The organism is Pseudoalteromonas ruthenica (assembly GCF_008808095.1).
In the GTDB taxonomy this organism is placed as follows: Bacteria; Pseudomonadota; Gammaproteobacteria; order Enterobacterales; family Alteromonadaceae; genus Pseudoalteromonas; species Pseudoalteromonas ruthenica.
In genome coordinates this window covers 2,965,087-2,986,817 of record NZ_CP023396.1, presented here as the reverse complement: position 1 = coordinate 2,986,817, position 21,731 = coordinate 2,965,087, and the positions used below count along the sequence as shown (strand labels likewise).

General features: G+C 47.4%; 23 protein-coding genes. 19 read left to right on the top strand and 4 right to left on the bottom strand.

What is annotated here, in order from left to right; all coding sequences use genetic code 11:
- Positions 1 to 8: 8 nt before the first annotated feature.
- Together ompR and envZ are read left to right on the top strand one after the other, a co-directional pair.
- Positions 9 to 728: an osmolarity response regulator transcription factor OmpR gene (ompR, locus tag PRUTH_RS14055; RefSeq protein WP_022943728.1), complete on the top strand. Its 720-nt coding sequence runs from the start codon at positions 9 to 11 to the stop codon at positions 726 to 728.
- Entirely contained in the window at positions 729 to 2,036 is a 1,308-nt protein-coding gene (gene envZ / locus PRUTH_RS14050; protein ID WP_022943729.1) for a two-component system sensor histidine kinase EnvZ, read from the top strand. It begins immediately after the preceding gene.
- A 53-nt stretch (positions 2,037 to 2,089) separates the two neighbouring features.
- On the opposite strand, the gene PRUTH_RS14045 is transcribed toward envZ, so the two are convergent.
- The 3 genes from PRUTH_RS14045 to hslR form a co-directional block, all read right to left on the bottom strand.
- On the bottom strand, positions 2,090 to 3,628 hold the full coding sequence (locus PRUTH_RS14045) for a phosphoenolpyruvate carboxykinase (RefSeq protein ID WP_151173541.1): 1,539 nt from the start codon (positions 3,626 to 3,628) through the stop codon (positions 2,090 to 2,092).
- Between the two features lie 263 nt (positions 3,629 to 3,891).
- Positions 3,892 to 4,737 carry an Hsp33 family molecular chaperone HslO gene (gene hslO / locus PRUTH_RS14040; RefSeq protein ID WP_045979096.1) on the bottom strand — a complete coding sequence of 282 codons (846 nt, stop codon included), beginning with the start codon at positions 4,735 to 4,737 and terminating at the stop codon, positions 3,892 to 3,894.
- An 8-nt stretch (positions 4,738 to 4,745) separates the two neighbouring features.
- Positions 4,746 to 5,150: a ribosome-associated heat shock protein Hsp15 gene (hslR, locus tag PRUTH_RS14035; RefSeq protein ID WP_022943732.1), complete on the bottom strand. Its 405-nt coding sequence runs from the start codon at positions 5,148 to 5,150 to the stop codon at positions 4,746 to 4,748.
- A 212-nt stretch (positions 5,151 to 5,362) separates the two neighbouring features.
- On the opposite strand from hslR, the gene gspC reads away from it, so the two are divergent.
- From gspC to PRUTH_RS13970, 13 genes are read left to right on the top strand one after another with little or no spacing between them, the layout of a single operon-like run.
- On the top strand, positions 5,363 to 6,289 hold the full coding sequence (gspC, locus tag PRUTH_RS14030) for a type II secretion system protein GspC (RefSeq protein WP_151173540.1): 927 nt from the start codon (positions 5,363 to 5,365) through the stop codon (positions 6,287 to 6,289).
- A 22-nt stretch (positions 6,290 to 6,311) separates the two neighbouring features.
- Complete coding sequence (gene gspD, locus PRUTH_RS14025; protein ID WP_151173539.1) at positions 6,312 to 8,378, top strand: type II secretion system secretin GspD; 2,067 nt, start codon at positions 6,312 to 6,314, stop codon at positions 8,376 to 8,378.
- Between the two features lie 52 nt (positions 8,379 to 8,430).
- Entirely contained in the window at positions 8,431 to 9,927 is a 1,497-nt protein-coding gene (gene gspE, locus PRUTH_RS14020) for a type II secretion system ATPase GspE (RefSeq protein ID WP_231658024.1), read from the top strand.
- Positions 9,927 to 11,159: a type II secretion system inner membrane protein GspF gene (gene gspF, locus PRUTH_RS14015; RefSeq protein WP_151173538.1), complete on the top strand. Its 1,233-nt coding sequence runs from the start codon at positions 9,927 to 9,929 to the stop codon at positions 11,157 to 11,159. The genes gspE and gspF overlap by 1 nt, the downstream gene beginning before the upstream one ends.
- Before the next feature lie 41 nt (positions 11,160 to 11,200).
- Complete coding sequence (gspG, locus tag PRUTH_RS14010; protein WP_026110940.1) at positions 11,201 to 11,623, top strand: type II secretion system major pseudopilin GspG; 423 nt, start codon at positions 11,201 to 11,203, stop codon at positions 11,621 to 11,623.
- Positions 11,624 to 11,628: 5 nt separating this feature from the next.
- Positions 11,629 to 12,207 carry a type II secretion system minor pseudopilin GspH gene (gene gspH, locus PRUTH_RS14005; protein ID WP_151173537.1) on the top strand — a complete coding sequence of 193 codons (579 nt, stop codon included), beginning with the start codon at positions 11,629 to 11,631 and terminating at the stop codon, positions 12,205 to 12,207.
- On the top strand, positions 12,204 to 12,608 hold the full coding sequence (gspI, locus tag PRUTH_RS14000; RefSeq protein ID WP_022943739.1) for a type II secretion system minor pseudopilin GspI: 405 nt from the start codon (positions 12,204 to 12,206) through the stop codon (positions 12,606 to 12,608). Before gspH ends, gspI begins: the two co-directional genes overlap by 4 nt.
- On the top strand, positions 12,595 to 13,251 hold the full coding sequence (gene gspJ / locus PRUTH_RS13995; protein WP_138508107.1) for a type II secretion system minor pseudopilin GspJ: 657 nt from the start codon (positions 12,595 to 12,597) through the stop codon (positions 13,249 to 13,251). The genes gspI and gspJ overlap by 14 nt, the downstream gene beginning before the upstream one ends.
- Positions 13,238 to 14,236 (top strand): type II secretion system minor pseudopilin GspK, encoded by a 999-nt coding sequence (gene gspK, locus PRUTH_RS13990; protein ID WP_022943741.1) that lies wholly within the window; start codon positions 13,238 to 13,240, stop codon positions 14,234 to 14,236. The genes gspJ and gspK overlap by 14 nt, the downstream gene beginning before the upstream one ends.
- A complete protein-coding gene (gene gspL, locus PRUTH_RS13985) occupies positions 14,233 to 15,441 on the top strand; it encodes a type II secretion system protein GspL (RefSeq protein WP_045979102.1) in 1,209 nt (402 codons plus the stop codon). The genes gspK and gspL overlap by 4 nt, the downstream gene beginning before the upstream one ends.
- Positions 15,438 to 15,905 carry a type II secretion system protein M gene (locus tag PRUTH_RS13980; RefSeq protein WP_045979103.1) on the top strand — a complete coding sequence of 156 codons (468 nt, stop codon included), beginning with the start codon at positions 15,438 to 15,440 and terminating at the stop codon, positions 15,903 to 15,905. The genes gspL and PRUTH_RS13980 overlap by 4 nt, the downstream gene beginning before the upstream one ends.
- A gap of 2 nt (positions 15,906 to 15,907) precedes the next feature.
- Positions 15,908 to 16,672: a type II secretion system protein N gene (locus PRUTH_RS13975; protein ID WP_151173536.1), complete on the top strand. Its 765-nt coding sequence runs from the start codon at positions 15,908 to 15,910 to the stop codon at positions 16,670 to 16,672.
- Positions 16,672 to 17,277 carry a UPF0149 family protein gene (locus PRUTH_RS13970; protein ID WP_151173535.1) on the top strand — a complete coding sequence of 202 codons (606 nt, stop codon included), beginning with the start codon at positions 16,672 to 16,674 and terminating at the stop codon, positions 17,275 to 17,277. Before PRUTH_RS13975 ends, PRUTH_RS13970 begins: the two co-directional genes overlap by 1 nt.
- Before the next feature lie 197 nt (positions 17,278 to 17,474).
- On the opposite strand, the gene PRUTH_RS13960 is transcribed toward PRUTH_RS13970, so the two are convergent.
- On the bottom strand, positions 17,475 to 17,816 hold the full coding sequence (locus PRUTH_RS13960) for a hypothetical protein (RefSeq protein WP_022943747.1): 342 nt from the start codon (positions 17,814 to 17,816) through the stop codon (positions 17,475 to 17,477).
- Between the two features lie 187 nt (positions 17,817 to 18,003).
- Between PRUTH_RS13960 and ccoG the strand changes: the two genes are divergently transcribed.
- Genes ccoG through PRUTH_RS13940 form a run of 4 tightly spaced genes read left to right on the top strand, consistent with a single transcriptional unit; the run spans position 18,004 to position 21,722 of the window.
- Positions 18,004 to 19,437, top strand: a complete 1,434-nt coding sequence (gene ccoG, locus PRUTH_RS13955; protein WP_151173534.1) for a cytochrome c oxidase accessory protein CcoG — start codon at positions 18,004 to 18,006, stop codon at positions 19,435 to 19,437.
- A gap of 1 nt (position 19,438) precedes the next feature.
- Positions 19,439 to 20,416 carry a serine/threonine protein kinase gene (locus PRUTH_RS13950; RefSeq protein ID WP_151173533.1) on the top strand — a complete coding sequence of 326 codons (978 nt, stop codon included), beginning with the start codon at positions 19,439 to 19,441 and terminating at the stop codon, positions 20,414 to 20,416.
- Between the two features lie 40 nt (positions 20,417 to 20,456).
- Complete coding sequence (locus PRUTH_RS13945) at positions 20,457 to 21,077, top strand: thiol:disulfide interchange protein DsbA/DsbL (protein ID WP_026110942.1); 621 nt, start codon at positions 20,457 to 20,459, stop codon at positions 21,075 to 21,077.
- Between the two features lie 12 nt (positions 21,078 to 21,089).
- The gene (locus PRUTH_RS13940) at positions 21,090 to 21,722 is read left to right on the top strand and encodes a thiol:disulfide interchange protein DsbA/DsbL (protein ID WP_022943751.1); all 633 of its coding nucleotides are present in this window, start codon (positions 21,090 to 21,092) and stop codon (positions 21,720 to 21,722) included.
- Positions 21,723 to 21,731: the final 9 nt, after the last annotated feature.

The following is a 21,731-nucleotide window of genomic DNA, read 5'->3' as shown; positions in this document are numbered from 1 at the left end:
GAAAAATAATGGGACAGGAAACAACAAAAATCCTCGTTGTCGATGATGACATGCGCTTACGCAGCCTTTTGGAGCGCTATCTAGTTGAGCAAGGATTTATCGTACGCAGCGCCGCCAATGCCGAACAAATGGATAAGCTATTAGAACGAGAAAACTTTCATTTGATGGTTTTAGACTTAATGTTGCCCGGCGAAGATGGCCTTTCAATTTGTCGTCGTTTGCGACAAAAAGAAAATGAAATCCCTATCGTGATGTTGACCGCTAAGGGTGACGAGGTTGACCGCATTATTGGCCTCGAGTTAGGTGCTGACGATTACATTCCTAAACCGTTTAACCCACGCGAACTATTGGCTCGAGTGAAGGCCATTTTGCGTCGTCGCGCTAAAGAAGTGCCGGGTGCGCCTTCATCAGAAGAAAACTTAGTTAAGTTCGGTGATTTTGCGCTAAATCTGGCAACGCGAGAAATGACTCAAGGGGATGAGGTTATTTCACTGACCAGTGGTGAGTTCGCGGTGCTGAAAGCCCTCGTTTCACACCCACGTGAACCACTGAGCCGCGATAAGCTTATGAACTTGGCTAGGGGCCGTGATTATAGCGCTTTGGAGCGCAGTATCGATGTGCAAGTATCACGTCTAAGACGGATGATTGAAGCCGATGCCGCGAACCCTCGTTATATTCAAACAGTATGGGGACTGGGCTATGTATTTGTGCCCGACGGCAACAAGTAAATGAGCTTATTTCCCAAAAGCGCATTTGGGCAAACGGTATTTTTAGTTGGTGCTTTGCTACTTATAAACCAAGTGGTGTCCTATGTTGCGGTGAGCTTCTATGTGGTCAAGCCGACCATCGAGCAAGTGAATATCATGCTCGCAAAGCAGGTGAAAACGGTATTCATTGGTGTCGATGATGGCGTCGAAGTCAGTGATGAAGTGTCGAAACGCTTCTTAGAAGAAACAGGAATCGAGTTACTCACCCAGCGCGAGGCTTACATTAACGGGCTAGGGCAAGCTCGTGAATATTCAATGCTCTCCAACATTATGTCGGAACAGCTTAATGGCTCGGCCCGTGTGCGTATTAGCCAAACTAATCCATTGGTGTATTGGATAGAACCGCCTCAGGCTCCAGGATACTGGGTGCGGGTGCCACTATCTGGCTTCACCGAAGCCAATATTGAGTTTTTAACCTTTTACCTAACCAGTATAGGCTTTCTCAGTGTGTTGGGAGGGTGGTTATTTGCGCGGCACTTAAACCGCCCACTCAAAGCACTCCAAGAAGCGGCGATGAAGGTGAGTAAAGGCGACTTTAGCACCGTTGTTGATGAGCAAGGCTCGACTGAAATGGTTGAGGTAACGCGAGCCTTCAATCAGATGTCGCGTAGCATTGCTGCGCTAGAGCAAGATCGGCGCTTGTTAATGGCTGGGGTATCACATGACTTGCGAACGCCGTTGACCCGTATTCGCCTAGCCACTGAAATGATGTCTGATGATGAGGACTATCTGCGCGAAGGCATTATTCACGATATAGAAGATATGAACGCAATCATTGATCAGTTCATTGAATATCTACGCCACCATGACAAAGGGGATAACCAACCTGAAGATCTCAACGCTTTGGTTGAAGAGGTGGTCCATGCTGAGCAACAGCATGGCCGAGATATCACACTCACTTTGAACCCCAGCCTTCCCAATGTGCCGATAAGTTGTGTGGCAATCAAGCGTGTACTCACCAATATGATAGAGAATGCCTTGCGCTATTCTGATGACAGCATAGAGGTAAATACTCACTTTTGTGCGCGCAAGAAATACGTCTGTGTCAGTGTGTTAGACAAAGGGCCTGGCATCCCTGAATCTGAGCTGGAGAAGGTGTTCGCGCCTTTTACCCAAGGTGATCAGGCACGAGGCAGTGAAGGCAGCGGTTTAGGGCTGGCGATTATTAAGCGCATCGTTACTATGCACAATGGCAAGGTTGAGCTCAAGAACCGTGAACAGGGCGGCTTGTGTGCAACTATATACTTACCAATAAAAACGCCAGCGTAATGCTGGCGTGGGATTGAATTCTCAGCGCAATGGCTAAGTATAAACAGCAGCCCTTAGCTTTGCGGGCCGGCTTGTTTAATCGCATCAGAAACATCGTATTTAGCGAAGTTCTGATTAAAATCGTCTGCGAGTTTCTTCGCGTATTCGTTGTATTTGTCTTTATCAGCCCAGGTGTTGATAGGGTTCAGTACCTCAGTGTCGACACCAGGTACCGCCACCGGCACGTCTAGGTTTAATACATCGATATGTTGGGTCTCTACATCGGCTAAGTTGCCTGACACAATCGCATCAACTACAGCACGCGTGGTTGGGATATCAAAACGCTTACCAATACCGTAAGGACCGCCTGTCCAACCAGTGTTAACCAAGTATACTTTAGCGCCGAACTCACGCACGCGCTTCATTAATAGTTCCGCATAAACACCCGCTGGGCGAGGGAAGAATGGCGCGCCGAAACAGGTTGAGAAAGTAGATTCAATATCAGACGTTGAGCCAATTTCTGTTGAGCCTACTTTAGCGGTGTAGCCACTTAAGAAGTGGTATGCTGCAGCTTCTTCACTTAATACTGATACTGGTGGTAATACACCGCTCACATCACAAGTTAAAAACACCACGGCTTTTGGTTCGCCGGCGCGATTTTCTTCTTTGCGCTTGGCAATGTGCTCTAGTGGGTAGGCGGCACGGGTATTTTGCGTCAAGCTAGCATCGCTGTAATCAGGCTTACGGGTGTCGTCTAGTACCACGTTCTCTAAAATAGTACCAAAGCGAATAGCATCCCAAATAACCGGTTCGTTCTTTTGCGATAAGTCGATACATTTGGCGTAACAACCGCCTTCAATATTGAAGACGCTACCAGGAGCCCAACCGTGCTCATCATCGCCAATCAAGAAACGACTAGGGTCGGCAGACAGGGTGGTTTTACCCGTGCCTGAAAGGCCAAAGAACAAGGCAGTATCGCCATTCTCACCCACGTTTGCAGAGCAGTGCATAGGTAAAACACCTTTCCCTGGCAGTAAGAAGTTCTGTACTGAGAACATCGACTTCTTCATTTCACCAGCATAGTGCATACCAGCAAGTAACACTTTTCGCTCGGCAAAGTTAATGATCACAGTGCCATCACTATTAGTGCCATCGCGCTCTGGGTCGCATACGAATGAAGGTACATTCAAAATCTGCCATTGCGGTAAATTCGCAGCATTGAACTGCTTTGGCTCAATGAACATATTTTTCGCGAACACGTGGTGCCATGCAGTTTCTGTAGTAACAACAATAGGTAAATAATGCTCTGGATCGGCGCCTACTTCTAAGTGAGAGACAAAGTGATCGTTTTCAGCAACGTGGTTTTCCACACGTTCCCACAACGCATTAAATTTATCGGCATCGAATGGGCGGTTAACATTGCCCCACTGAATATCATTTTCAGTGCTTGCTTCTTTTACGATAAAGCGATCTTGAGGAGAGCGACCAGTGCGACGGCCTGTTTTAGCAACAAATGCACCGTTAGCGGCTAGAGTACCTTCGCCGCGACGAACTGCCTGCTCGATCAGTTCTGCGGTTGTAAGATCAACAAAACGAGTAGCGCTTGAAGTCATTTTTTTACCTAAAATTGTGAGAGGTTGAACGGGTTAATCTAAAGCTGTGTGAGAGTGCTTTATGGATTTTATAGTAACAGAAGGTTTGCTTGTATACGAGCGGTGAAAGCCCTAAAAATGGCGGTTTTATATGAAAAAACATGAATAATTTCAGTGATACCGGTGTCATAAAAAAGCAAAATTTCATGATACCGGTGTCATTATTTTAAACAAAAAAGCTCGAGTTTTTCGTACTCGAGCTTTTTATATGAATGAATGCTTAATTAATTGAAGATTGCTTTAATTTGCTCTTCGTTAAAGCGGTATTCACTGAGGCAATAATGGCAGTTAATAACAATTTCGCCATTCGCCTGTACGTCGGCAAGTAATTCATCTTTGCCGACATTAACGAGTGCATCAATGGTTTTCTCGCGACTACAGGTACATTTAAACTGCACTGGCTGTGGCTCGAACAGTTTAGGGTTGTCTTCATGGTACAAGCGAGTCAATACGGTGTGTGCATCTAAATTTAATAACTCGTCTTCGGTTACTGTATCGCTGAGCGTCTCTAAATGACTAAAATCAGCAGTCGCTTTGTCTTGGTTGACGGGAAGCACTTGCAGGAAAAGGCCTGCTGCACGTTCTTGACCAGGGCTTATATCCGTGGCGAACCACATCCGTGTTTTTAGTTGCTCAGATTGGGCAAAATATTGTTCCACGCATTTAGCTAAGCTGTCATGCTCTAGCGGCACAATCCCTTGATAGCGTTCGCCTTTGACTGGGGTGATAGTAATAATCATATGACCTTTACCCATCAGCGCCAGTAACCCATCTCCTTTTACTTCACCTTGCATGCGAGCGACACCGCGTAGGTTTTGCTCATGATCGCCGTTGATGGCTGCAAACTTTACTGGTCCATCACCTTGGATTTGCACATTAATATGGCCTTGAAACTTGAGTGTCGCAGTCAACAACGAAGTGGTTACGAATAGCTCGCCCAAGAGCTTTTTTACGGCGTCAGGGTAGTCGCGGTCTTTGATCACTTGCGCGAAAGCATCGCTTACTTGAACGAGCTCACCACGAACATCGTGTTGCTCAAAAATATAACGGTGTAATAAATCGTTTTGCATGAGTTTCTCTATTTGGCTTTCATCTTAATCAGTTCACGGCGCTGCTTTTTGTCCGGTTTCTGATTAGGGTGTGGCGCAAAGAAGGCATTGTTTTTACGCGCAATGGCATTTTCTTCGCGTTTTAACTTACTTTGCTCGGTTTCTTCGTAGCAGGTCAGAGCAATGGGGGCACCCACACGCTTTTCAAGTAGTTTAAGCACTTTAATATGTTTTTCATCGAAGCCTTGAGCAAGGCGAATACTCGCTCCCACTTCGACCTGACGACTAGGCTTGCAACGTTGACCGTTATAGTGGACCTTGCCCCCTTGCACCATTTCTCGTGCTATGGCGCGAGTTTTGTAGAGGCGCACGGCCCATAACCATTTGTCTAAGCGCACAGATTCGCTGTGTTCGTTCGCTGCTGACTTGCTCACTTTACCTCGGTACTATTTTCTTTAAGTTAAGGGCGAAATTTAGCACAACACAACGACCAAAAAAAGCACAGAACGCTGTCATATTGCTGTCTTGCGCGGAGGTTATACTAGGCTACATGTTTTTACATTAATGCTACATGGTGTGCTTGTTGTCACTCAGTGATAGATGTACTATGTGACGTTAACGACTACAATAATAATAGTATAGAGTTTTGGATTCAGCCCAACTACAACAATGGCTTAAGCAGCTCCCACAGAAAAAAATCGTGGCCACTATCGTGCTGGTTGCGGTGTTGTATTGTGGTTATCTAGCCGCTGGGTTGCTTTGGCTGGTATGGCCACAACCGCAAGCAAGCACGGTGATGCCACCTGTGAGCCAAGCAAACAAAGGTGCAGAGCGAGCAAATATTGCCGCCATTCGTTCAGTTAATTTGTTCGGTGATGCCGCCGCTGTCGAGCAAGCTGAACCTAAACAGGAAGTTATCAGCGACGCCCCTGAAACACGTCTAAGCATAAACCTAACCGGCGTGGTAGCAGCTACCAACGACAAAACCGCCGGGCTCGCCATTATTGAATCCCAAGGGCGCCAAGAGACCTACGGTATTGATGATGTCATCAAAGGAACACGCGCTAAACTGGCAAAAGTACTTCCTGACCGAGCTATTTTGGATGTCGGTGGGCGCTTTGAAACACTGATGCTTGACGGCTTGAGCTTCACTAAAACCGTATCTATGCCTGTGCCAGCAAGTCGGCCACAAGCTGATAGTGCTCCCAAAGCGAGTGCCGGTAAGGCGAAAACCATCAATGCCACAGCCAGTGCCGAGGCCAAGCAAGCTCTACAGCAAACACGCAAACAAATTCTTGCCGACCCTGGAAAGTTATCGGAGTATCTACGTATCACTCCGGCACGTAACCAAGGTCGTCTACAAGGGTATAAATTAAGCCCTGGAAAAGATCCGGCCCTATTTAAACAAATGGGCCTTGAAAATAATGACATCGCCATTGCTATAAATGGTTATCAGCTAACCGATATGAAACAAGCCATGGCAGCATTGCAAGAGCTGCGCAATAGCACCGACGCATCTATTACCGTGAACCGCAACGGGCAACTGTTCGATGTGCAATTTAGCCTGCAATAATCACACGTTTGGAGTAAGAACAATGGGCGCGAAATTTCGCACAAAAATAATAAAAGGGCTTGCCAAGTATGGCGCGCTACTTTTCGCCGCTGGGGTAAGTTTAAATCTATACGCAGTCGAATATGCGGCAAACTTTAAGGGCACAGATATCAACGAGTTTATCAATATCGTTGGTAAAAACCTTAACAAGACGGTGATCATTGACCCCAATGTACGTGGCAAAATTAATGTGCGTAGCTACGAGCTCATGGATGAACAGCTGTACTATCAATTCTTCCTCAACGTTCTCGAAGTACACGGCTATGCTGCTGTCGAAATGCCAAGTGGTATCATTAAAGTAGAGAAAAGCTCAGACGCGAAAAAGTCTAATGTGCCAGTCATCGGTGAAGATGACGGCATGGGCGGTGATATGCTGGTAACTCGGGTTGTGCGAGTGAAAAATGTAACCGTCCAAGAGTTGGGTCCACTGATCCGTCAGTTTAGTGACCAAAAAGATGGCGGCCATGTTACCAACTTTAACCCTTCTAACGTCATGATGCTGACCGGTCATGCCGAGTCGGTAAACCGTCTAGTGGAAATTATTCGCTTGGTTGACCAAGCCGGTGATAAACGTGTTGATATTGTGCGTCTGAAACACGCCACGGCCTCTGATGTGGTGTCTGTTGTCGATAATATTTTTAAAGACAATGGCAAAGGCAGCGTCCCCGACTTTTTGATCCCTCGGGTCGTTGCAGATGAGCGTACCAACAGTGTGATTGTCAGTGGTGAAGGGCAGGCCCGCACGCGCGCCATTGAATTAGTCAAGCGCTTAGATAACGAGCTAGAGACAACCGGAAATACCAAAGTATTCTACCTTAATTACGCTAAATCAGATGAGCTGGTTAAGGTATTACAGGGGGTTAGTAAGTCTTTAAAAGAAGAGCAGCAAGGCAATGGTAATGCTGCGCGCGCCACACGTCGCGGCAGTGATGACATCAGCATTGAAGCGCACGAAGCGTCGAACTCATTGGTGATTACAGCCCAGCCCGACATGATGCGTTCACTTGAAAAAGTGATTGAGCGATTAGATATTCGCCGTGCGCAAGTCTTGGTAGAAGCCATTATTGTTGAGGTTTCTGAAGGCGATGGTGTTAACTTTGGTTTGCAGTGGATCTCCGAACAAGGTGGCATGTTGCAGTTTAACAACGGCACCACGGTGCCCGTTGGCTCACTGGCAGTGGCAGCAGAGCAAGCTCGTGATAAAACCATTACCGACAATGTTGTTGGCTCAGAAAGTGGTGTGGTAACTCCGATTAGCCGTACCGAAGAAGGCGACCTTGGTCCTCTCGCTAGTTTACTAGGTGGAATCAATGGCTTAGCTATGGGTATCGTTAAGAATGACTGGGGCGCGATAGTCCAAGCCGTTTCTAATGACACGAATTCGAATATTTTGGCGACCCCTTCGATTACTACGATGGATAATGAAGAAGCGTCGATGATTGTCGGTCAAGAAGTACCCATTATTACCGGCTCGTCGACCGGCAGTAACAATGAAAATCCATTCCAGACTGTTGATCGTCAGGAAGTGGGTGTGAAGCTTAAAGTAACACCGCAAATAAACGATGGCTCGGCAGTGCAGCTAACCATTGAACAAGAAGTATCGAATGTCGCGGGTTCAACGGCGGTGGATATTTCCATTAACAAACGTGCCATTACCACCACAGTGCTAGCCGACGATGGTGGTATGGTTGTGCTCGGCGGTCTTATCGATGAAGATGTCCAAGAAAGTGTCTCTAAAGTACCGTTACTTGGTGATATTCCTGTGCTCGGCCACTTATTTAAATCCACCAGTACGTCAAAGCGTAAACGCAATCTTATCGTCTTTATTCGCCCCACAATTTTACGCGATATTGAGAGCATGAACCGTTTGAGCCACAGTAAATATAAATTTATCCGTGGTGAGCAGCTCAAACAAAGCGATGACGGTATCGACTTGATGCCAACCGAGCAAGTGCCATTACTCCCTGAGTGGAATGACGCGCTTGTATTGCCACCTACCTATGAAGAGTATCTGAAAGAGCAAAATAAGGCTGAGCGAGACAATGACTGAGCAAATCGCCGCCCAAAGCAGCGCCGAGGTGCCCGTCACTGACGAAGCGCTGATGGAGGTATCAGAAACCGTTGCCACAGCGCCACTGCGACTGCCATTTGCCTTTGCACGCCGCTTTCAAGTGCTATTGGTAGAGCATGATGAGACGTTACTGCTTTACCATAGCCATGATTTAGAGCCTCAGGTTATGTTGGAGGTGCGCCGCTTCGCAGGCCGAGGGTTTAGCGTAGAACGGTTGCCGGAAGACAAATTCGAACTCGTCCTTGAGGCGGCCTATCAACGCGATAGTTCGGAAACCCAGCAGCTAATGGAAGATATCGGCAATGAGGCCGATTTATTCTCTCTCGCCGAGGAGCTGCCGCAAACCGAAGACTTGCTCGCTGCTGACGATGATGCGCCGATTATCAAGCTGATTAACGCCATGTTGGGCGAGGCTATCAAAGAGGGTGCATCGGATATCCATATCGAAACCTTCGAGCAAGAGCTTGTGATTCGTTTTCGCGTCGATGGCGTGCTCAAAGAGGTGCTCAAGCCTAATCGCAAGCTAGCTTCGCTGCTCGTATCGCGTATTAAAGTTATGGCTAAACTGGATATTGCTGAAAAGCGTGTTCCTCAAGATGGTCGTATCAGCCTACGCATTGCTGGGCGCGCGGTTGACGTGCGGGTGTCAACGATGCCATCAAGCTTTGGTGAGCGGGTGGTGCTGCGTCTACTTGATAAAAACAATGCCCGCCTTGATTTACAAGACCTGGGAATGACGCGACGCAACCAAGAACTGTTTGCGGAGCTCATTCGTAAACCCCATGGCATTATTCTCGTAACCGGCCCAACAGGTTCGGGTAAAAGTACCACCCTGTATGCGGGAATGACGGCTATTAATAGCCGAGATCGCAATATCCTCACCGTTGAAGACCCTGTTGAGTACGAGATCCCCGGTATCGGCCAAACTCAGGTCAATCCGAAAGTGGATATGACGTTTGCGCGTGGTCTGCGAGCTATTTTGCGTCAAGATCCAGATGTGGTGATGGTAGGTGAAATTCGTGATTTAGAAACCGCGCAAATTGGTGTTCAGGCGTCACTGACCGGTCACTTAGTACTGTCAACTTTGCACACCAACACCGCAGCCGGGGCGATCACCCGTATGGAAGATATGGGGGTAGAACCTTTCTTACTGTCCTCGTCGCTGTTAGGAGTCTTGTCTCAACGTTTAGTGCGCACCTTGTGTAATAATTGCAAGCAGGCCCATGAAGCTGATGAAAGTGAATGCCAGCTATTGGGTGTGCCCGCTGAAAACCCACCCACTATCTATCGCGCCCAAGGCTGTGAAGAATGTAACTATAACGGTTATAAAGGGCGTACCGGTATTCATGAGTTATTAGTGGTGGACGACCATATTCGTGAGCTGATTCATAACGGCCATGGTGAGCAAATGGTTGAGAAATATGTGCGTCAGCACAGCCCAAGTATTCGCCAAGATGGCTGCTCTAGAGTTCTTGCTGGGAAAACGACTTTGGAAGAAGTGTTACGGGTTACCCGTGAGGAGCAATAGTGGCAGCATTTGAATATCGCGCGTTAGATGGGCGAGGCAAAGAAAAAAAAGGCCTTTTAGAGGCCGATACGGCAAAGCAAATACGTCAGCAATTGCGTGACAAAGGACTGATGCCTGTTGCCGTGGAATTAGCTGCTTCTCAAGAAAAGGCCAATGCTGCCAATAAAGGCTTATTAGGCAACGTATTTAAAGCGAAAATATCGACGTCAGATCTTGCCCTTATTACCCGTCAGCTTGCCACCCTTATTCAATCCGCTTTGCCAGTTGAAGCTGCGGTCATGGCCGTGGCCGAGCAATGCGAGAAGCCGCGCTTGAAGAAAATGTTGATGGCGGTACGCTCGAAAGTGGTTGAGGGGTACACCCTAGCCGATGGCCTCGCGGAGTTTCCTCACGTGTTTGATAATCTGTATCGGGCGATGGTCTCAGCAGGCGAAAAATCAGGGCATCTAGACCAGGTTTTAAACCGCTTAGCTGATTACACCGAGCAACGCCAACACATGCGCTCACAGATTACCCAGGCCATGGTATACCCTATCATTTTGGTGATTTTTGCCGTGGCCATTGTTTCTATTCTTCTTGGAACTGTGGTGCCCAAGATATTGAAAACCTTTGAAAAGTCAAAGCAAGTATTACCTTGGACCACCGAGTGGGTGATGGCTGCCAGCCACTTCGTGCAAAACTATTGGTTTGTGTGCATCGCAGTATTTGTGTTGCTCACAGTCGGTATTAAGCAAGCGCTGAAAAAGCCCAATATTCGCTTTTGGTATGACAGCAAGCTGCTGACCTTACCCGGTATCGGCAAAGTGAGTCGGGGTTTAAATACTGCGCGTTTTGCTCGTACCCTAAGCATTCTTTCTTCCAGTGCTGTGCCGCTGCTTGAGGGGATGAAAATTTCAGGTCATGTGCTTGCTAACGAGAAGATTAAAGCGGCCGTTGCCGAGGCGGCTACTCGAGTTAGTGAAGGGGCTAGCCTTCGAGCGGCGCTTGAGCAAACTAAGCTTTTCCCGCCCATGATGCTACATATGATAGCCAGTGGTGAGAAGTCAGGCGAGTTAGAGCAAATGTTAGAGCGCGCCGCCGATAACCAAGATCGTGAGTTTGAGACCATGGTCAATGTGTCACTTAAACTTTTGGAACCCGCGATGATAGCAACCATGGCTATTATCGTGTTATTTATCGTAATGGCCATATTGCAACCGATTATGGCGATGAACAAGGCCATTGGCTTATAAGCTAAGGCGCAGATGGATTTAAGCAATTAGAGGTAATGACAGTGAGAAAGCAATCTGGTTTTTCATTATTAGAAGTGATGGTAGTTCTGGTCATTATTGGCATGATCATGTCAATTGTGGCACCCAACATTATGGGGCAACAGGAAGAGGCCGCATTAGACAAAGCAAAGCTAGATATTCAACAGCTTGAAGATGCATTGAGCCTGTATAAATTAAAAAATAAAACCTACCCAACCACGGAGCAAGGTCTTGAAGCTTTGGTGACCAAAACAAGTATTGAACCGGTGCCAAAACGTTTTCCTGATGGTGGTTTCATAGAGAACTTACCAGAAGATCCATGGGGTAATCCGTATCAGCTTATTTACCCAGGAGAAGTCGGTAAGATTGACGTATTTTCAATGGGTCCGGACGGTGAAGCAGGTACTGAAGACGACATCGGTAACTGGGACGAAGAAGAGCGTTAATTTGTATGGCAGTTGCTCGTCATCGTGGCTTTAGTTTAATCGAGATTTTAGTGGTTTTAGCGATCATCGCTTTTACCGCTAACCTCGTGGTATACAGCATCGATGACTCACATGAGGATGAGCTCGAGCAACACGCCCTCGCGCTGCAGACCAGTATTAATTATGCCTCTGAGTACGCCATTTTAAATCAGCGTCAATTAGGGTTGTATATTGCTGATAATGGCTATGAGTTTTTAACCTATGCTGAGCAGGAATGGCGGCCATTGGAAGATGCCGAAGGGGTACTGAAAGGCAAGCAATTCGAACCGCCTTTTGAGTTGACCCTGAATCAAGAAGATTTGCCATGGGCGCAAGATAGCCTGCTCAATGCCGTCGACTGGCAGCAGCTTTTAGGGGTCGATGAAGAGGACTTCCTTGAGCTGGAAAAAATGAAAATCCCGCAAGTGATGATCCTTTCCTCTGGAGAGGTCAGCCCGTTTGAGCTGGCGTTGGCCGTGGATAGCCGTGAAGAAGAGCTTATGCCATACACCATAACCGGTGAGTTTATGGCTCCCGTGGCACTTGATAGAGAGCAGTGGCCATGAATCGAGGCAGAGGTTGGCGGTATCAGGGCTTTACGTTGTTGGAAGTTATGGTGGCCTTAAGTATATGCGCCATGGCTGGCATCGCGGCGATGCAAATCAGCGGCGAGCATATTAATCACTTAAGTACCATCGAAGAGCAAACCTATGCGTCTTGGGTGGCAGAAAACCAGTTAGTTGAAATTCGTGCTCAAGGTGACAAGTGGGCTGCTAAAAATAACCATAAAGGCAAAGTCGAGTTGGCTGGACAAACCTGGTATTGGCAGCAAAAAGTCACGCGCACGGCGGACAGTAGCTTTGTAAAAGTGGATATCGAGGTGTACACCGATGAGCAATACGAGCAGTTTGCTTACACCCTGTCCACCTATATCGATAAAGAGGCCAAAAGCAATGGCCGGCGCTAATGGCTGTCACAATGCGAGCGAAGGCGGTTTTACCTTAGTCGAGGTGTTGGTCGCGTTGGCTGTGATGGTGTTTATTATCGGCGCAACCCATCAGATTTTGGATGTAACCACACGCACCAAGGAAGCGTCAGAGCAAACCTTGGATGAGCTCTCACGGCTACAAAACGTATTTCGTATGTTAGAGCAAGACTTTAGCCAGATCACTAAACGCAAAGTGCGCAACGAGGCGGGTGATACGCAAGAGCAGTTCCTGATGCACGAACGCTATTTATTCGATAGCGAGTTTGATGGTATCGGCTTTGTACGCAGCGGCTGGACAAACCCCGGCTACCTATTACCGCGCAGTGAATTGCAAGCTGTGGCATATCGGGTACAAGAGGAGCGGCTAGAGCGGCTATATCGACTCTATGTCGATCAGTTAGATAGTACAGAGCCACGTGTGCAAGTGCTGTTGGAGGGGGTGCAAGAGCTCACTTTTGAATTTTATGACAGTAAAGGAGAGCAGCCATGGCAGCCACAGTGGCAACAAGAGGGATTACCCAAAGCGGTATCTATTGAGCTGACGCTAAAAGACCGGGAGCCAATTAAACGTTTGTTTTTACTTGCAGGGCAAGGCAAGGAGGCAAAAAGTGGCGAAAAGTAAACAGTCAGCTCGTGGTGCAGCGCTGGTTATCGTGTTGTTTATTGTCGCCTTGGCGACGACTATAGCGGCGCAAATGAGCATCAATTTAATGGTGCAAGTGCAAAAGTCTACGAATTTAGACGATTTCCGCCAGGCGAAATGGTATGCCTATGCAGCGGAAGCGCTGGCACAAAAAGTGTTGCGGGAAAGTATTGAAAAAGAGCCCGATAAAATGCATTTACAACAACCTTGGGCACTCGCCGCTGACACCCCTTATCCGGTGGAAAACGGCACCATTAGTGGTGCGATAAGGGACTTACAAACGTGCTTAAACTTAAATGCCTTGCGCGCTGAGCCCAGTGCTGCTGAAGGCGGCTTTGTTAAATCAAATCCTGCGCACAAGGCGCTGCTAGCCTTGCTCAAAGAAGTTGAGGAGTTGCCTGCGCAAGAGTCGGAAGAGGCCATGGCTGACAGTGTCTTTGATTGGCTTGATGAAGACAGTATTACCATGCGTTCAGGCGCGGAAGAAGATGAGTATTTGTCACGTGATGTGCCTTACTTAACCGCCAATAACTTCTTCGCCGATATTTCAGAGCTGCGTTTAGTGAAGGGCTTTAACCCCTTAGTCATGCAGAAAATAGCGCCCTATGTGTGTGTTATTCCTGATGACGAGCTGTTTTCTATTAACGTCAATACCATTACTGAAGATCAGGCGCTGTTGTTGGCAGCAATGGTCAATGGTCTCAGTGAGTCAGGTGCGCAGGCGGTGATTGCCGCTCGTCCCGACGAAGGATTCGATGAGCTCAATGAGTTCACCACAGAAGTAAAAAAGCAAGGCGGACAGGATGTGAAGGCAGATGATGAGCGTTTTGTGTTGAAAAGTGAGTACTTTCAATTACAAACCACCGCTACCTTCGTTGATTTCGAGTTTACTATGACGTCATTACTACAAGCAGATAAAAACAACGTAACTATTTTGGCGCGAAAATTTGGAGGCGTGCAGTGAGAGAGTCCTTACTGATCCACGTGGGCGAGCGCCCCGATCAGCCCATACATTGGCTGGTCTATAACCGCAGTGAAAATGAAATTATTGGCAGTGGTCAACTACATGATGCCAATGAATTAGAGCAGTTAGCAACGAAAGCACATAACCGTGAGTGCACCTTAGTGTTACCCAGCGCTCAGGTGCAATGTCACCGCGTGCAATTGCCGACTAAGTGGAGCCGCAAGCTAGAGCAAGCGCTTCCTTATATGATTGAGGAGCAGGTTGCCGTTGATGTCGACAGCTTGTTTATCGCTCACGGCCAGGCGCACAGTGATGGCGAGCAGCACTTCATTCAGGTTGCTTTGGTGAACCGTCAATGGTTGCAAAATTGGCTATCAGTATTGAGCGATGCGCAATTGCTTGTCGAGCATATTCACAGTGATGCTCTGTTATTACCGGAGCCTCAGCCACAGCGAGCTACAGCGATGGCTGTCAATGAGCATAGCTTTTTGGTGCGCTATGGAGCGTGGCATGGTGCACAGCTAGAGCCACAGTGGGCCGAAGCCTTTTTAAGTGCCGTTGGCGTACAAACCTTAGACTTGTATAGCCCGTTGCCTGGTTATCACAGTGAGCAGATAGCCACCGAAGTACATGAAGAGAAGTTTGAGTTACCTTTGGCGATGTTCGCCACCGCCTCGTCGCCAATCGATCTTCGCCAAGGCGAATTTGCTTATAAAAAGCAAAGCTATGGCTGGTTAAAAACTTGGCGCCCGGCGATGGTGGCGGCAGCGGTGACCTTGGTCTTTATGCTTGGGGTTAAAGGCGCGCAGCTTTATCACTATAGCAGCCAAGCTGAAGCAACCAAGGCTCAGGTGATCAGCACTTATGAACGTGCTTTCCCAGGCACTAAAGTGCGTCCTCATTTATTACGGAGCCAGATTAACGGTGCTTTGAAAGAAAGTGGCCAAGGGCCGAGCGCCCAATTTTTATTATTACTACAAGATTTTGCCGATGTGGTGCAACAAAGCAAACAGTTTGTGCCGCAAACATTACGCTTTGACCAACGTCGCAATGAACTGCGCGTAGGGGCTCGAGGACAAGATTTCCAAAGTTTTGGGCAGGTAAAAGCCAAACTCGAGCAGCGCGGTTTAGATGTTGAGCAAGGCTCACTCAATAACGATGGTGAAAGTGTCATCGGCGAGTTAAGAATAAGGGGAGCACAATGAGCGCACTCACTAATTATTGGCAGTCCTTAAAGCCGCAAGAGCAGCGCTTACTCTTAATTGCTGGTGCGGTATTTGTGGTGTTCTTCTTTGTCATGGTGGTGTATCGGCCGTTGAATAATGCCATTGAAGACGCCAAGCAAGACCAGTTAAAACAACAAGAGCTGCTGCAATTTGTGCAGCAAAGTGTGGTCAAGCTCAAAGCAAAAGGCGCCGTTGCCAACACCGGTGGCAAAAATGTGACGCAAATCGTCAACCGCACCCGGGGCCGATATCAAATTGCGATCAGCCGTATGCAGCCAAGCGGTGATGGCTTACGGGTAAACATTGATAGTGTGCCGTTCAACCAGTTGTTAGCTTGGCTTGACGAGTTGGTGAACAATCACGGCGTTAGCATCGCCAATATTGAACTGTCGCAAGACCAAAAGCCTGGGCATGTGCGCGTTAGCCGCATTGTATTGGAGTAACTATGTCTGTGAAGAAAGCATTCGCTCTGGGAAGCTTATTTTTACTATCTTTTATCATCTTTGCTGTGGCTTTATTTCCCGCCTCTATCGCGCTTAATTTGGCGGCTAAGCAATTGCCGCCAGGATTACAGCTAGGGCCAGCAAGCGGTACCATCTGGCAAGGACAAATAAATGGTGTGCGCTATCAAGGTCAATACCTGAGCAAAGCGCAGTGGCAAGTGAATGCCTGGGCATTACTAACAGGTAAAGCGCAAGTGGATGTCACCTTAGGGAATAAACGTAACCCTGAAGAGCTCTCTGCGGGTGGGGTGATTAATTATGGGCTGATTGAGAAGGATTTAACGGTTACTGACGCTAATGCCCGTATTCGTATAGAGCAGGCATTGGCACAAGTACAACTGCCTATTCCCACCCAAGCGCAGGGGCGGATTTTTGTTGATATTGCCCAATATCAATTGGGTCAGCCGCACTGCCAAGTTCTCGCTGGCGAAATTAGCTCACCAGATATCACCGTGAAAGGGCGTAATGGCTGGTTCAGTATTGGTGAATTAGAAGGACAGTTAGCCTGTAAAAACGGCGGTATTAGCGTGAAAGTTGATAAAGAGAATCGCCTTGGGCTGCAAGTTGATGCGGGCCTTAACGAGCGTAGTCAACTTACAGCAAGTGGTTTTGTAAAGCCGGATGCGAGTCTACCTAAGGATGTGCATGATGCTGTACAGTTCCTTGGCAACCAAACCAGTGATGGGCGTTATAGGATCAACTTCTAATGACCGACAATGTGCAGCAACAACTGCAAAAATACTTGGATGAACATGACCACGCAATGGACTTTGTACAGCTGCAAGGCTACTTGTTTGCCCTTGTGTGCGCCCCTCAGCCTATCGAGCCAGAGCAATGGTTAGTCGATGTGTTGGGCGAGCAAGCCGCGAAGAGCGATGAGAGCGTATTATTTGCGTTAATGAATGCGCAGCAACAGGTGAGCGATCAAGTTTATAGTGAGGGGTTCAACCTGCGTAAGGTTGTGCAATTGCGTCAGCCTTGGCAGCATAACTTTGCCAATGATGCACCTATACTTCTGTGGAGCCAAGGGTTTGCGATTGGTGTTAGCTATTATATTGAGCCGTTGCTAACGGCGCAGGCGGTGGATGATGACAGTCGCGAGATGTTGCTACAAGCGGTGACCGTACTGAGTTTGTTCAGTGAGCAACAAGCATTTTGCGCACAAGCGGCACAAAGTGGGCAGAGCGAGCAACAGTTTGCCGAAGTCTTGTTCGATATGATGGCCGACTTTAGCCTCGGCTTTGCTGAGCTGATTGAGCTTGTTGCGGTGCAAAGTGGCTTATTTGATGATGAGCAAGAATGGGACGGCTAGGATAGCTGTAATAGCACGTCGGTACAGCCCTTTTCGCACCGTGCGCTCGCATAGCCCGGCTCACCCAGAGCTAGGGTAACTTTTCCATGGCAGTGCTCGCAGCGCACCTCTTGACCTTTAGACAGTCGTTGTAGCAATTTTTTTTGCTGCACAAACGACTGGGTTTGCTTTTTGGTCAGTGATGAGAAATCCATAACTTAGTGGGTGCTGGCGATGACCGAGCAGCTTTGGCGCAAAGCATCACCAAACAGATATTCATTAAGCTCGCGATTTAAACAGTATTTACGCTCCCATGCGTACATGCCATTGACGGTATTCAAAGCAGAGGCTAGGTGTTGATCCTGTTTGTCTGTCAAGCGTACCTGTTGGCGAATTTGCTCTAGGGCTCGTTTGGCTTTGACTTCTTTATTCACTTTACTGGCCGCGCTCAAATCGGACATGGTCTGATTAAACAGCTTGTCGCGGGGGCCTTTTACTATCGGGTGGTCTATGGTGAAAAAAGCCAACACCAAAAAAATAATAACCAATAACTTCTTCATAACTAAACCTTGATCTAGGTAACTGCGAGCGCAGCCTTAGTTTAGTAAACTCTGTGTTTTAAAAGCAAGCAAAAGCCATCATATATGCCTGCAAAGGCATCATTTTTGTCGCTAAATTGATATACTTGCACTCTAAGCAGTTAAACTAACTGTCCCCTTCCTAAAAACGTGGCGTTGAGGAAAGACAATGGATAAAGAGCAGCGGATCAAGGTAAAAAATATCCCTACTGACGTGAAGATCGAAAAGCCCAGTGCGGCGCAAAGCGATCGATTTAATCCCCGTAACCGCATTTACGTTCGCGCTGTAACAGGCCTCCATCAATTGTTACGTCAACGTATTGGTCTGGTAGGAATGTTGGCCTTTATGTTACTTCCTTGGATTAATTACAATGGCCAGCAAGCAGTGTTATTCGATTTAATGAACCAGCACTTCACCATTTTTGGACTGACGTTTTTACCGCAAGACCTCACCATTCTCGCGTTTATTTTTATGATTGCTGCCTTTGCGCTGTTTTTGGTGACTACCTTTTACGGCCGAGTATGGTGTGGTTATACCTGCCCGCAAACCGTGTGGACGTTTATTTTTATTTGGTTCGAAGAGAAGATAGAGGGCACTGCAAACCAGCGTAAAAAGTTGGATCAGCGCCCCATGGACTTTGATAAGTTTTGGCGTAAAACAGCCAAGCATGGTAGCTGGCTGCTTTTCTCTCTCTATACCGCTATTACCTTCGTTGGCTACTTCACTCCTATTCGTGAGTTGTTGCCCGACTTTTTTACCTTTTCAGCCGGTGGTTATGCGGTATTAAGTATTGCTGTCTTTACGCTATGCACCTACGGTAATGCTGGGTGGATGCGCGAAATCATGTGTTTGCATATTTGTCCTTACTCACGTTTCCAATCAGCCATGTTTGATAAAGATACCTTCACAGTCAGTTACGATGCTAAGCGCGGTGAGAAACGTGGTCCACGTGGGCGCAAACAAGATCCAAAGGAACTGGGTTTGGGCGATTGCATCGACTGTAACTTGTGTGTGCAAGTGTGCCCGACCGGCATCGATATTCGTAACGGCCTACAGTATGAGTGTATAAACTGTGGCGCCTGTATTGATGCCTGCGATGGCGTGATGGATAAAATGAATTATCCACGCGGGCTCATCTCCTACACCACCGAGCGCAATCTTGAAGCGTCGGCAGAGAAAACTAAACCCGTTCGTGGCAAGCTGATTGGCTATTCAGTCATTCTATTTATTCTTATTGGTGCGCTGGCGGCCAATATTATGATGCGCGTGCCGATGGACTTAGACATTATCCGCGATCGTAATCAGCTGTATCGAGTCAATATGGAAGGCTTGGTAGAGAATACCTATACCTTAAAAATTCTTAATAAAGCCCAGCAGGAACAGCGTTTTAGAGTCGAAGTGCAGGGGCTGGAGCATTATCAAGTAATTGGTGAGCAGGAGTTCACCGTGCAGCCTGGGCGCTCCCATAATGTACCGTTGTCGGTGATCATTGACCCTTATGACTTACGTAAGCCAATGACCGAATTTGAGTTTGTGCTTTACCCAGTGGATAGCCCTGACACTCAGCTTAAGCAATCCAGCAACTTCTTTAAAGGGCGCTAATGTGAGCGAGTTTAGTTTTGCATCTTTGACACCTGACACCATTTTAGATGCTCTTGATTCGGTTGAGTTGTATGCCGAGTCGGGGTTATTAGCACTCAACAGCTATGAGAATCGGGTGTATCAATTTTTGGCGGAGGACAAGCGCCGCTATGTTGTAAAGTTCTATCGCCCAGAGCGTTGGAGCGATGCACAAATTTTGGAAGAGCACCGCTTCACCCAAGAATTAATGGATGCTGAGGTGCCAGTAGTGGCACCTTTGACAATCAACGGCAAAACCCTGTTTAAGCATCAAGGTTATCGTTTTACTCTGTTCCCAAGTGTGGGGGGGCGGCAGTTTGAAATGGACAATCTGGATCAGTTGGAGCAACTCGGGCGTTTAATCGGGCGGATGCATCAAACAGCTAAAGCGTCTGCTTTTGAGCAGCGACCAACGCTTGGGTGCGACGAGTATTTGCATCAAGCTAAGGTTCATTTGCAGCAAAGTAACTTGGTGAGCAAAGCCATGTCGCTGCCATTTTATACTGTACTGCAACAGGTTATTGATAAAACGGTACAACTTTATGATTGTTCGCAGAGTATTCGCTTGCATGGTGACTGTCACGCTGGCAACATTCTATGGTCTGCGGACAACACCCTGACATTCGTTGACCTTGATGACAGCCGACAAGTCCCTGCGATTCAAGATTTATGGATGATGCTCAGTGGTGACAGGCAAAATCAGTTATTGCAGCTTGATACCTTGGTTCTGGCATATGAAGAGTTTGCCGACTTCGACCATTCTCAGTTGCGATTGATTGAGCCATTGCGAGCCATGCGCATGGTGCATTATATGGGCTGGATAGCAAAACGTTGGTCAGATCCGGCGTTTGAACGGAACTTTTCTTGGTTTGCTGAAGACAAATACTGGGAACAGCAAACTCTGGCTTTAAAAGAGCAGTTGGCGGCGTTAGATGAGCCACCATTAAAACTTTTACCTTAAGCACCTGCTTTTGATGTTTAATGTATACATTGAGATGACTATGATAAAAACTTTAAAATATTCACTACTACTACTTTGCCTACCTGTTGCCGCTTGGGCAGCTGACTTTAAAGCGGGCGAGCACTATCAAGTACTTGAAGCTGAAGCGTCTGAAGCTGATAAAGTAACCGAATTTTTCTCTTTCTACTGCCCTCATTGCTTCAAGCTTGAGCCCATTGTTGGGGCGCTTGAAGAGTCACTGCCTGAAGGCGTGCCTTTAGTTAAGAGCCATGTAAACTTCTTACGTATTGATAAAGATGCGCAAAACCGCCTAACTCGGGCTTACCTCGTTGCCAAAGAAGAAGGTAAAGATGCCGAAGTAGCGCAGGCGATTTTCGATAGCATTCACCGTCAACGCGAGCCATTACAAACGCAAGAGTCTGTGGAAGCATTGCTCGCAGAGCAAGGCATTGATGCCCAACGTTTCGCTATGCTTGCTGCGAGCGAGCCTGTTGTAAATGGCGAGAAAGAAGCCGTGGATGACCAAACAACTTACTCAAAGCTAGGTGCTTTGACCGGTGTGCCAACACTCATCGTTAACGATAAGTACAAAGTGCATGTGCATAAAGTGGCATCGCAACAAGAGCTAAACGAGCTCGTAAACTATTTATTAGAAAAATAATCGGAGTACTCGATGAAGAAGTTCATTGCTTTAGCCATGATGGCATTGGCGCTGCCCATCAGTGCGATTGCGGCACAGTTTGAAGAAGGCACGCACTATGAAGTGGTTTCGGACAGAGCTAGTCGTAAGCCGGAAGTGAAAGAGTTTTTCTCTTTCTATTGCCCCGCATGTAACGCCTATGAAGGCTTGCTTATGGATGTAAAACCTAAGCTCAGCAAAGATGTTGATTTTAAGAAAAGCCACGTTAACTTCATGGGCGGCCGCAGCACCGAGAATCAAGATATGCTGTCACAAGCACTCGCGACTGCTGAAGTGCTGCCGCAAAAAGACAAGTTGATTGCAGCCATGTTCAGTCATATCCACACTAAGCGCGCTAAGTTTAACGAAGTCGCTGATGTGAAAGATATTTTTGTTGCCAACGGCGTAGATGGCGACAAGTTTGACAAGCTATTCAAAGGCTTTGCTATTCGCACCAAAGCCTCGAAGATGCAGCGCGATCAAGAATACTTTAAAGAAAAAGGGGCCCTACGCGGTGTTCCTACCTTTATTGTTAATGGTAAATATCGCCTACTACTAGGTCGTGAGTCAGGTGTTACCGACCCCGAAGATATTGCCGCACTGATTAACTTTCTTGCGAAAAAATAAGTTAAGAAA